This window comes from Streptomyces sp. SID12501 (assembly GCF_010550245.1).
GTDB lineage: Bacteria > Actinomycetota > Actinomycetes > Streptomycetales > Streptomycetaceae > Streptomyces.
This window is the reverse complement of sequence record NZ_JAAGLU010000598.1, coordinates 1-451: the sequence shown is the minus strand read 5'-3', so window position 1 is coordinate 451 and position 451 is coordinate 1. Positions and strand designations below refer to the sequence as shown.

Below are 451 nucleotides of genomic sequence, written 5' to 3'. Positions count from 1 at the left end.
TGCTGCTCGTGGAGGAGCTCGAGGGCGCGCGCCCGGGGTACTTCCGCGTCGAGTCGTGGCGCACGATCGTCGAGCGCAACGGCGGTCGCGGCACGCCCGCGACGGCCGAGGCGACCGTGAAGCTGCACGCGGGCGGCGAGCGGATCGTCAGCACCGGCGAGGGCAACGGTCCCGTCAACGCGCTGGACCACGCGCTGCGGCACGCGCTGCTGCGCGTCTACCCGGAGCTGGAGGGCTTCGAGCTCATCGACTTCAAGGTCCGCATCCTCGACCAGATGCAGGGCACCGACGCCGTCACGCGCGTGCTCATCGAGACGACGGACGGCGAGACGTCGTGGAGCACGGTCGGCGTGGGGCCCAACCTCATCGAGGCCTCGTGGGAGGCGCTCACCGACTCCGCGATCTGGGGTCTGCGCCACCGGGGCGTCCTGGCGCGCTGACGCCGCCGCGG

At 72.9% G+C, this 451-nt stretch carries 1 protein-coding gene; it reads left to right on the top strand.

The features are described 5' to 3' along the window. On the top strand, positions 1–440 hold a 440-nt coding region (locus G3I71_RS47460; RefSeq protein ID WP_275409450.1), incomplete at its 5' end, for an alpha-isopropylmalate synthase regulatory domain-containing protein. Between the last annotated feature and the right edge of the window lie 11 nt (positions 441–451).